At 33.5% G+C, this 7,829-nt stretch carries 6 protein-coding genes; all 6 read left to right on the top strand.

Annotated elements, in window-relative coordinates:
• Window positions 1–210: 210 nt before the first annotated feature.
• Complete coding sequence (nhaD, locus tag CVS92_RS00330) at window positions 211–1,599, top strand: sodium:proton antiporter NhaD (protein WP_107788110.1); 1,389 nt, start codon at window positions 211–213, stop codon at window positions 1,597–1,599.
• Window positions 1,600–1,609: 10 nt separating this feature from the next.
• Window positions 1,610–3,142 (top strand): glutamine-hydrolyzing GMP synthase, encoded by a 1,533-nt coding sequence (gene guaA / locus CVS92_RS00325; RefSeq protein WP_107788109.1) that lies wholly within the window; start codon window positions 1,610–1,612, stop codon window positions 3,140–3,142.
• Between the two features lie 313 nt (window positions 3,143–3,455).
• Window positions 3,456–3,599, top strand: a complete 144-nt coding sequence (locus CVS92_RS09260) for an AlwI family type II restriction endonuclease (RefSeq protein WP_199906392.1) — start codon at window positions 3,456–3,458, stop codon at window positions 3,597–3,599.
• Window positions 3,562–3,708 (top strand): AlwI family type II restriction endonuclease, encoded by a 147-nt coding sequence (locus CVS92_RS09255; RefSeq protein WP_413784231.1) that lies wholly within the window; start codon window positions 3,562–3,564, stop codon window positions 3,706–3,708. The genes CVS92_RS09260 and CVS92_RS09255 overlap by 38 nt, the downstream gene beginning before the upstream one ends.
• 161 nt (window positions 3,709–3,869) lie before the next feature.
• The gene (locus CVS92_RS00315) at window positions 3,870–5,411 is read left to right on the top strand and encodes an ATP-binding protein (RefSeq protein WP_107788108.1); all 1,542 of its coding nucleotides are present in this window, start codon (window positions 3,870–3,872) and stop codon (window positions 5,409–5,411) included.
• 836 nt (window positions 5,412–6,247) lie between these two features.
• Window positions 6,248–7,792, top strand: coding sequence for a DUF5677 domain-containing protein (locus tag CVS92_RS00310; protein ID WP_199906390.1), 1,545 nt, complete (start codon window positions 6,248–6,250; stop codon window positions 7,790–7,792).
• Window positions 7,793–7,829 lie beyond the last annotated feature (37 nt).

The raw sequence follows: 7,829 nt of genomic DNA, 5'->3' as shown, positions 1-7,829 counted from the left end.
TTTTTGCATTTAGTGGTTGTGGTTACAAGGATGATCCATTTTATGGAAATGCTCCCGTAAAAGAAAAGAAAACTGACAAGATAAACAAAATCTAGTAAAATTTTCGTATTTAAATAAAAATGTAATGTAAGCTTAATAATTTTAACTAACCTAATTTTTAGGCTCATTTAAGTAATATACCAAGATTTTTTATTCTACAAGGAGAGTATAATGAGGTTTTTTGGACTTCTAGGCTTGTTTTTCGCGATGGCTTTTGGTGCTGATGGAGAAACCGCAGCTATTGACTTAACTACTACATGGGCAGGAATTTTATCGCTTATAATTTTTGTTGTTGGATATTTTTTCATAGCAGCAGAAGAAAATTTCCACATTGATAAGGCAAAACCTGCTATTTTTATCGGTACGTTTATGTTTCTACTTATCGGTGTTTATATGCTTATAAATGGCATGGATGTGCATTCGCTTGAACATGAGGTAAATCACCTGATTTTAGAGATCGCTCAGATAGTATTTTTCTTGATGGTGGCGATGACATTTATCGAAGCACTTATAGAAAGAGACGTATTTAACGCACTTAAATATAATCTCGTATCAAAAGGCTATACTTATAGAAAGCTGTTTTGGCTAACTGGTATTTTGGCATTTTTTATAAGCCCAGTAGCTGATAACCTAACAACAGCGCTTATTCTTTCAACCGTTCTTCTAACAATAGATAGAAATAATACAAATTTCTTAGTTGCTGGTGCGATAAACATCGTCGTTGCAGCAAATGCAGGTGGAGCATGGAGTCCATTTGGCGATATCACTACGCTTATGGCTTGGGCTGCTGGAAAAGCACCATTTGTCGACTTTTTCGCACTTTTTCCAGCATCTATCGTAGGTTGGTTTGTAACGGCATTTTTACTTTCTCGCGTGGTGCCAAGTACTGCACCGCATTTTGACGTAGCAAATGAGCCAAAAGTGGTTATGAAAAAAGGCGGTAAAGCGGTTATTTTTATAGGCGCATTTACTATCTTTTGTGCTGTTATGATGCACCAGCTTTTTCACTTACCAGCGATGTGGGGAATGATGTTTGGCTTCTCGCTACTTAGCCTCTATACATACTATTTCAAAAAAGCTCATAAAAATGAAGAGCCAATGCATGTATTTCACTATATGTCAAAGATCGAAAACAACACACTATTTTTCTTCTTCGGAATTTTAGCTGCAGTTGGCGCTCTTCATTTTGCTGGATTTTTAAATTACGCTGTATCACTTTATGATAAATTTGGCTCAACTGCTGTAAATATTGGCGTTGGTTTCCTTTCAGCAATCGTTGATAATGTCCCTGTTATGTCAGCTGTTTTAAAAGCAAATCCAGCAATGGGAGCTGATGCAGGCGAGGCAATGAGTCAGTGGCTACTAGTAACACTAACTGCTGGTATCGGTGGTTCGATGATCAGCTTTGGTTCAGCAGCTGGTGTTGGAGTAATGGGTAAATTAAAAGGAATTTATACCTTTGGTGCACATATGAAATACGCTTGGATGGTGGTTCTAGGATATATCGTATCGATCATTGTTTGGTATGTGCAGTTTGAAATTTTTCATATCTATTTTTAAAAGGTTATAAATGAACAATACGATTATAGTTTTGGATTTTGGTTCGCAATACACTCAGCTAATAGCTAGAAGGCTAAGAGAAGAGGGCGTCTACACTGAAATTTTGCCATTTAATGCAAAGCTTAGTGAGATAAAGGCGAAAGAGCCAAAAGGTATCATTTTAAGTGGCGGTCCAGCTAGTGTTTATGCTAAAGATGCTTATTTTTGCGATAACGGCGTATTTGAGCTAAATATCCCTATACTTGGCGTTTGCTACGGCATGCAACTACTTGCTCACACGCATGGGGCTGAGGTTTTAGCAGCTGATCAAAAAGAGTATGGCAAGGCTGAGCTTAACGTTATTAAAGAGCATGAGCTATTTAAAGATACACCTTCAAAACAAATCGTATGGATGAGTCATAGTGACTATGTAAAGGACTTGCCAGAGGGCTTTGAGGTGATCGCTGTTAGTGAGAATTCGCCTTATTGTGCTTTTGGCGATGATAAACGTAAATTTTATGCGATCCAGTTTCACGCAGAGGTGCAACACAGCGAGTATGGCACGCAAATTTTAAAGAATTTTGCTAAATATATCTGCGGTTGCGAGAGCACATGGAACATGGGAAGCTTTGCTAAAAACAAGATAGAAGAGATAAGAAAAACAGTAGGCACTCACAAGGTACTTTGTGCAGTTAGCGGTGGCGTGGATAGCTCCGTGACTGCGGCGCTTTTAGCAGCTGCTGTGCCTGAAAATTTGATCCTTGTCTTTGTTGATAACGGACTTCTTAGAACAAACGAAAGAGAGCAAGTTGAAGCTACATTTAGGACAAAGCTTGGCGTTGAGCTAGTTAGCATAGACGCAAGCGAGATCTTTCTTAGCCGCTTAGCTGGTGTAGTAGATCCTGAGAAAAAACGCAAGATCATAGGTGAGACATTTATAGAAATTTTTGAAAAAGAGGCTAAGAAGCACGGCGATGTGAAATTTTTAGCTCAAGGCACTCTTTATACTGATATCATCGAAAGCTCCGTAGTTGGCTCAAGCAAGACGATAAAGAGCCACCACAACGTTGGAGGTTTGCCTGATTGGATGACATTTGAGCTAATAGAGCCGCTAAGAGAAATTTTTAAAGATGAGGTTAGAAAGCTAGGTCTTGAGCTTGGACTAAGTCGCGATTTAGTATTCCGTCATCCTTTCCCAGGACCGGGCCTTGCTATCCGCATCATGGGTGAAGTAAACAAACCAAGTCTAGAACTACTTCGCAAAGCTGATGTGATCTTGCGAGATGAGCTAAAGAGCACTGGCTGGTACAACAAAACTTGGCAGGCGTTCTGCGTGCTTTTAAATGTAAATTCTGTTGGCGTAATGGGTGATAACCGCACCTATGAAAATGCAGTTTGCGTACGTGTGGTCGATGCAAGCGATGGTATGACCGCAAGCTTTTCAAGGTTACCTTATGATCTGCTTGAAAATGTAAGCCGCCGCATTATAAACGAAGTAAATGGAATAAACCGCGTAGTTTACGACATCTCAAGCAAGCCACCTGCAACGATAGAGTGGGAGTAAAATAGTTTTTTATTAGAAGATAGCTTAAAATAAAAATTTGTAGTCTTTGGAAATGAGAAGCGGTTACAAAATGGATAAGGATTTTAAAAAGAACATATTAAACAATAACTCGTAGTAGTTTTATAGGCGAATACAAAAACCATAGCATACAAGATATGGTTTTTGATTCTTTAAATTATACAAGAACTATTTAGAAAGATTGGATTTGCATACGACTATTCATCCAACAATATACTTTAAAAATTATACGATACAAAATTAGCGAAAGATGATAAAATACTTTTAATATAATAAGTTATCATTAGAAGCTAATATTATTGTTAAAATAAATCTTGCAGATGGAAATAATCAGAGAAGAGTTGAAATGGAGCCTGTTTCAAGACATTTAGGAGATTATAGAATCAGATTTAATAATCCATTTGATTTACAGTTTGTTTGTAAGTACTTATCTGGATAAGAATGTCGTTTCTGATTTCAGATATAGAAAAATAATTCCCTATACAAGAGATGAAGAGACCATTACAGGAATGAAGATTATTTCAATGGATACAAGTGCACTTAAGTAAATAATAGAAAATAGGGTTAAGTATAAATATCTGTATGAAGTTTTTGATAAGTATTACAAAATGCCATTAGAAATGGATATGCAAGAATGGCATGATGGGTTGGTAAGAGAATTTACAGAAGAATATAGGGTTTAATTTAATTGTTTAGAGAAGGAGATAATATGAAAATAAAATCAATGAAAATTAAAAACTTTAGAGGTTACTCAGACGAAATAATAGTGAATTTTGACGATTTAACTGTTATAGTAGGGAAAAATGATGTTGGTAAATCAACAATTTTAGAGGCGTTGGATATCTTTTTCAATGATGGTAAAGGTGTTATAAAAATTGATAAAACAGATGTAAATATAGCTAAATCAAAAAATGGAGAATATGAAACAGTAATAAGCATATGCTTTTGCGATCTACCAGGCAAGGTGGTAATAGATTCATCTGTTGAAACATCACTTATGGACGAATATCTTTTGAATGAGAATAAAGAATTGGAGATAGTAAAAAAGTTTCAAAATGGTGGAGCAGCAAAAGTATATATAAAAGCGAGCCATCCAACAAATAAAAGTTGTGAAGATTTACTATTAAAGAAAAACTCAGATTTAAAAAAAATAATTAAAGAAGAAAATATAGAGTGTAGTGATTTGAGTGTTAACTCAATAATGAGAAAAGTAATATGGGCAAAGTATTCAAATGATCTGCAATTGGATGAAATTGAACTTGATGTCACAAAAGAAGATGCAAAAAAAATTTGGGATAAAATATCTATATATTTACCAGTATATTCACTTTTTCAATCAGATCGAAAAAATAGTGACTCAGATAATGAAATACAGGATCCATTAAAGGAAGCAGTAAAACAAATTATTAGTGAAGAAAGTTTACAAAATAGTCTTGCTGAAATAGCAGAAGTAGTTAGAAAAAAAATAGAAGAAGTATCTAATAGAACCTTAGAAAAAATAAGAGAAATGGATTCGGAAATTGCAAATACTTTAAATCCGGTTATTCCTGCAGCAAAGAATCTAAAGTGGCAAGATGTTTTCAAAAATGTTTCAATATCTGGAGATGAGAATATTCCTATAAATAAAAGAGGAAGTGGAGTAAGACGTTTGATATTGTTGAACTTTTTTAGAGCAGAGGCTGAAAGAAGAGCAGAGAATAGCGAAAATGCAAATATTATATATGCAATAGAGGAGCCAGAAACCTCTCAACATACAAATAATCAGTATAAGTTAATTGATTCTTTGAAAAAATTAGCGAAATTGCCAAAAACTCAGATATTGTTAACGACACATAGTCCTAATATTGTAAAAAGACTGGATTTTTCAAATTTAAGATTGCTTAAAGATGGAGAACAAAAAAAAGAAGTCCAAAATGTTGCTCCTGGACAATTACATTATCCATCGCTAAACGAAGTAAATTACATGGCTTTTGGAGAGATAACAGAAGAGTATCACAATGAATTATATGGATTTATTGAGTTGCAGGGTTGGCTTAACAACTATAAATCTGATAAACAGGAGATTGATTATAAAAAGTTGAAAAAAGATGGGTCGATAGCTACCCAAAAACTGACTTTAACAGAATATATAAGGCATCAAATACATCATCCAGAAAATGAAAATAACAGAAGATTTAATCTTTCAGAGTTAAAGTATTCGATAGAAATGATGAGAAACTTTATTTCAACTAATGATAAAAGAGTTGAATAGCTTTTTACCAGAATATAACGTATTTGTTTTTTAATCTGTTTCATACTTGCAATATGTTTGCAAAAAATCAGATAAACAGAAATAAACTAGATAATAAGGCTAAATCCAATGACAAAAACATTGATTTTATGTCATTTATACAAAACGATATTAATGGACATATCGAGTTGGAGTAATAGAAGCAAATATGCTTGGATAGAAACTCTTAAAAAATAATTTAGTGAAGAGACTATTATTTTTTAAAACCGTTGGCTTTATGGCATCATTAGAGATTTTTAGGTATTTGTATAATTTAGATAAAGAGTTGGAAGTTGGAATGACAAGAATCGGCTGTTGATAATAACATGAATGACGAGGGCTTGTATATAGATGAAGATCTAATTAGGAAGTATAAAGACAAATACATGGAACTGATGGAAAGATTAGATTTTAACTCAATAGACATTGGTACGATATCTTCGAGTAGATCTGGTTCAAAAAATATTCGAGACTCTAGTATAAACAAAATAAAACATGGAATATGACAGACTCGAAGTATTTTCCCTAAAAAACACGTATAAAAATGCGAAGTTATGGGAATAGGAGTAAACGAAAACTTTATGAATACTTATTTTGCAAAAGGCAGTAGGTCCTATATGAAGAGCCGGATTAAGTGATGGTAATATTTTGCACAAGTACAGTAGTGTTATTTATACAGAATGATAAACTTGGATAAGAGTATCTTTTATAAGAAAGACAAAGGTCATTTAATGAAAGGATGTGCTTTTGTAGATAAAGTTTTCCTATTGTATTATTCAATAAATAAATATATCAATAGAATTTATTAGAAATGTATGATGTCTGAACTTGCACAGATAATTAAAATAGAAGATAAGGTTTTCTTTAATGTTCGAAGAAGAGAAATAGATATATTCGTTATTACATTTAGAGGAGTCATTTTGATGGATAGAATCGAACTATCAAAACATATAAAAAAAGGTGATACACTATATACTCCTTATACCGATCCAGAAGGGCTTGGATCTGCGTTAAGTTTATCGAGCTGGTCTCAGAATTGGCTTCCAGAATTTTTATGGATTGGGCTAATTATTCATAAATACGGGAGAAAAGGAGGCTTAGAGAGAGTTTATCATATTATTGATGAATTAAACTCATGGTCGATATGTGTTCCTCAGTTTTCGAAAATACTTGACTTAGAGCGAGAAAAAAGAGAGCGTTTTTGGTCTATCGTCTTAAAATATGTGGATCGTGATGTATTGGCTTCATTTACAATTGTTGTGACACCAGATATAGATGATGTCTTTTATAATTTCTTTTTTGATTATTCGATAAATATTGATGAGAGCATTTCTGAACTTTTTACAATAATTAAAGAATGTAGTAAATTTCATGATGAGCTTACAACAGATATATGTTTCGCCTTGGATTGGTTCTATGTAAAGAGTGGGAGATTACATATTTCAAGTGAATTAGACCTATTGCCACAGGCATTGACTGCTTATTACAAATATGATCATTCTGATGAGATAATGAAGACGTATAGACCTGTAATAAGGTCAACATTTCAAGGGTTATGTATTATTGATAGTAGTAAAGAATTTTCAAAACTGATATGGGGAAGATTGGGAGAAGTATCTGAATGTAATCCATTAATAATACTGTGGGACGGAAGTGAAAAAATGAAATTCTTTGATAAGATAACAAAAGTTATTGATTATATTGCTGCGACTAATGATGACAAAAAGATGGATGAAAAGTATGCGGTTATAATGGGGCTTACTTGCTATATTTATAAAATTTATAGAGAAATATCAGAAAAAAAGCTTGAGAACAACATAAGCGGAAGGATACTTTTTAGAACTATGGTGGAAAGTTATATAAATTTGAAATATATTATGTTGCAAGAAAAAGAAATTCCTGATGTGTATAATAGGTTTAAGGCTTATGGACTTGGAAAGTACAAGCTTGTTATGGCCAAGATGAGGGAAGGAAAATATTCTGTTTCTGATGATGCGCAGTTTCATCAAAGAATCATGGAACTTCTTGTTAATGAGGATATGGACGAAGCATTTGTTGATGCCAGTTTTGGATATTTTGACAAAACTCAGATAAACAAAAAATTCGCTTTGTGTGATGAACAAATGTTGTATGAAATTTACTACGAATATGGAACAAATTTCACTCACGGTTTTTGGGGAGCAATAAGAGAAACTTCAATGCTTATATGTGACAATCCAGCCCATAATTACCATACTGTTCCTGATTATTATGCCGAACAGAAATTAAAAAGCGTACAAGATGATTGTGATATGATTATGAGGAAATTATTTGAACTTATTTCAGGGTATATTGAACTTCCGGATTTTTATTATGTTGAGTAAGTTCAGGAGAGAGAAATTAGGTTGATCGAAATAAAAC

The organism is Campylobacter concisus, from assembly GCF_003048555.1.
In the GTDB taxonomy this organism is placed as follows: domain Bacteria; phylum Campylobacterota; class Campylobacteria; order Campylobacterales; family Campylobacteraceae; genus Campylobacter_A; species Campylobacter_A concisus_AO.
The sequence above is the reverse complement of the archived record's forward strand: the minus strand, read 5'-3'. Positions and strand labels throughout refer to the sequence as shown.